Here is a 2,959-nt window from a genome sequence, read left to right as displayed (position 1 = left end):
TGTGATCGGTCAAGTGTTTTGGTCAAAAATCGGCCATTAATTTTGGACTTTTTTTGGCCATCATGCATGGCCGTTTTTCATTGCCGTAATTCCATTAGCAACCAGTGTGATTTGTGGATTTTGGGTACCCATATGTCCAAGAATCGCGTTGATTCAATCGGCCTTGGGCATATGGGTACCCAAACATATCCTTGAGAGAAGATTGCCTCTTCGGCGCGGTTGTCCGGGGAAGCCTTGACTCGGCAGGGTTGTCGTTTGGCGCCGACGGGAACTCAGGAACAAGAACCCTGAGTTCCCGTCGGGTTTTCATTTTACCCTGCCGGTCAAGGCCGCTGCGCGCCGGCAAGCCGGTTCCCCGGTCAACCTGACAATTCCTTGTATGGGCAAGCAGCATAGAGACCCGCCTCGGGGAATCTAGGAACAATCGGGGGATCATGCCGTCAAAAAGGTCTTTCGATGGGTCATCCGGTAGCTATCCCCGGACAAGGAGAAAAGTTCACTGTGGTGGACGAGCCGGTCCAGAATGGCGGTGGTGATCACACTGTCGCCAAAGACTTCAGGCCACTCTTCGAAGCTCTTGTTGGACGTGATGATGACGGATGTCTGCTGATACAAGTCATTGACCAGTTGGAAAAACTGATTGGCTTCGGTACGTGTGATCGGCAGAAATCCAAGTTCGTCGATGATCACCAGATCGGCTTTCCGGATGGCCCGCAAGATACGTTGGGCCTTCGGCTCCGTGCTTTCTGTGCGAAAGGCGCTGACCAGTTGGTCCATGGAGATGAAGCGCACCTTGTAGCCCTTGTCTACGGCGGCGCTGCCGATGGCGACGGAGAGATGCGTCTTTCCTGTGCCGGGAGGTCCGAGAAAAAACAGGTTGAAGGCATCATCGATCCACTGCATGGTCGTCAACTGTTGGATATGTCGCTTTGAGATCGCGGCTTGAAAGGCAAAGTCAAAGTCCTCCAGGGTGCGCATGTAGGGAAAGCCGGCTTGGCGAAGGCGGGATTCCATCGCCTTTTCCTCTCGGGCGTCAATTTCACAACGGAGCACCTGTTCGAGAAATGCCAGGTAGGGAGGCTCGGCGGCAGCGGCTTCGTTGGCCATAGGCGCAAGCTGTTCACTGCGCAGGTGGAAGTGGCACTGCTGCAATAAGTCATCCAGTTGTCGGCCTGTGCGCATGGTCATGCTCCTTTGAGGCAACGGGTATAGTCGCCAATCTCTCGCCGGGCAGCCTGGCCTTGCAAATGCTTCAGCCGAGCGGTCGCAGCGAGGACTTCGGTTGTCGAGGCGCCCGTCGCCGGGGGTGTTGGGGTGGCTGGTGTTGCGTTCTTCTGGAGGCTTGAGAGCGTCTCGCGGAGCTTTTGCACGCTATAGCGCTGCACTTCGTTGCACTGCTTGATGGCTGCTTGCAAGGCATCGGCGGTTGTTTCACCGGCCAGTCTTTCCAATGCCTGAATCTGATCGCGAAAGTACCGGCTGTTCGTTTTGCGAAGCCCCTCGACAAACTGTCGGGCGCAGGCATGGCTCCCCAAGCGCAGAAGCGCCGCTTCTTCGAGTTCATCATACGTCTTCGTATAATCCCGTTGGTGGTTTCGGTTGATGACGAGATGCCCTCGTCCGGCCACCAATCCATGTTCCGCAAGCAATGCCCCGTATCGAGGGCATAGATGTTCAGGGTCTTCTCCGCGATTTCGATCCGCACCTCGACGCCCGCTTTGTACGTGCCCAGCGGCACCGAGTATCGATTGCTGTGGACCATAATGGTATTGTCCTTTCGGACGGTTCTTGTTACAATGGCATTGCTATTTTTCTTCTTGGGTACCGGCCGCAAGTGCTCGCGCTCTATCGCGTACACTTCGGCGGGTACTTTTTTTGTTATGCCGTGGATGTTGGCGTTGGCGGTGCGTTCGAGCCAAGCCAGGCATTCCTCATTGACATGATCGATGTCTTTGAACGTGCGGTGGGGGATGAAGTTGTACTTTCCATACTTGATGAACGCTTCGATCCGGCCCTTGCTTTCCGGGTCGCTTTTTCGGCAGAGGTGGACGCTGAATCCAACGGCTTGCCGGTACACCTCAAAGGTTTCCGTCAAGAGAATATCGCCGTTGTTTTCGCTGACGACCATGAGCTTGTCCTGGTCCATCACCACTTCTTTGGGGATGCCGCCGAAGTAGGCCCAGCAGCGCTCGAAGGTTTCGCAAAGGCTGGCGGTGGTAAAGGGCGTCGCTCGCCATTCCAGGTATCGGTAGCGAGAATGGGACAGGATGGCGCCAAAGCCGTAAACACGGATTTTCCGACCGCTCTCTGTGGTGGCCCAGGCGAAACCGAAATCGACTTGGACTTGTTGGCCCATAGGCGGGTCTACGACGGCCTGGTATTGGCGCTCATGATGGCACGGCTTTGGCAGGCTGTGCTTTCGTCGCAGTTTGCTCAAAAACCGGCGCAATGTCCGTTCGCTTTCCCGGTACTCGGCATAATGTTGTTTCAGCCGGTCGTGAACCTGGGCTGCGCTGAGATCGGGGTGTTCCGTTAACCAATGGACGAGAATGTCGGCGTAGGGATCGTGCTTGTTTTTGCGCGTCGTGGCCGCAGACCGGCAACTTGTGAATTCATCGGGGGTCATTCGCCAGTACTTTCGCACGGTCTTGATATTCACGTCGAGGAAACGGGCCACCTGGGAAGGCTTCAGTCCCTGATCTTTTTGGTGATGAATCTGTGCGTACATTGTCCACCCCATCAATGGATTTCGACGGCCTCCTTGCAATGCTGGATGATATGAGTGCCGTCTTCTTCTGCCGCGATCAGGTGGCCTGCTGTTGCATGGCTTTCTCAGGCGTGAATCGCTGGCGGTACCCGTTCTGACGACCCGCACATTGTACCAGACATCCAAGGCAAGTGACCGTTTTTCGTCCATTTTTAATGGCCAAAATTCATCCCTTTTAGTTTACCGTTCACA

General features: G+C 55.2%; 2 protein-coding genes and 1 pseudogene. All 3 read right to left on the bottom strand.

Features of this window, described 5'->3' with window-relative positions; all coding sequences use genetic code 11:
• Window positions 1-432 precede the first annotated feature (432 nt).
• A complete protein-coding gene (gene istB, locus GTO91_RS17495) occupies window positions 433-1,182 on the bottom strand; it encodes an IS21-like element helper ATPase IstB (protein WP_161259999.1) in 750 nt (249 codons plus the stop codon).
• 2 nt (window positions 1,183-1,184) lie between these two features.
• Window positions 1,185-1,628 (bottom strand): 2-hydroxyacyl-CoA dehydratase family protein, encoded by a 444-nt coding sequence (locus tag GTO91_RS18305; RefSeq protein ID WP_235919688.1) that lies wholly within the window; start codon window positions 1,626-1,628, stop codon window positions 1,185-1,187.
• 248 nt (window positions 1,629-1,876) lie between these two features.
• Window positions 1,877-2,728: pseudogene (gene istA, locus GTO91_RS18835) on the bottom strand (IS21 family transposase); the annotation flags it as partial.
• Between the last annotated feature and the right edge of the window lie 231 nt (window positions 2,729-2,959).

It is taken from the genome of Heliomicrobium undosum, assembly GCF_009877425.1.
Taxonomy (GTDB): Bacteria; Bacillota; Desulfitobacteriia; order Heliobacteriales; family Heliobacteriaceae; genus Heliomicrobium; species Heliomicrobium undosum.
The sequence above is the reverse complement of the archived record's forward strand: the minus strand, read 5'-3'. Positions and strand labels throughout refer to the sequence as shown.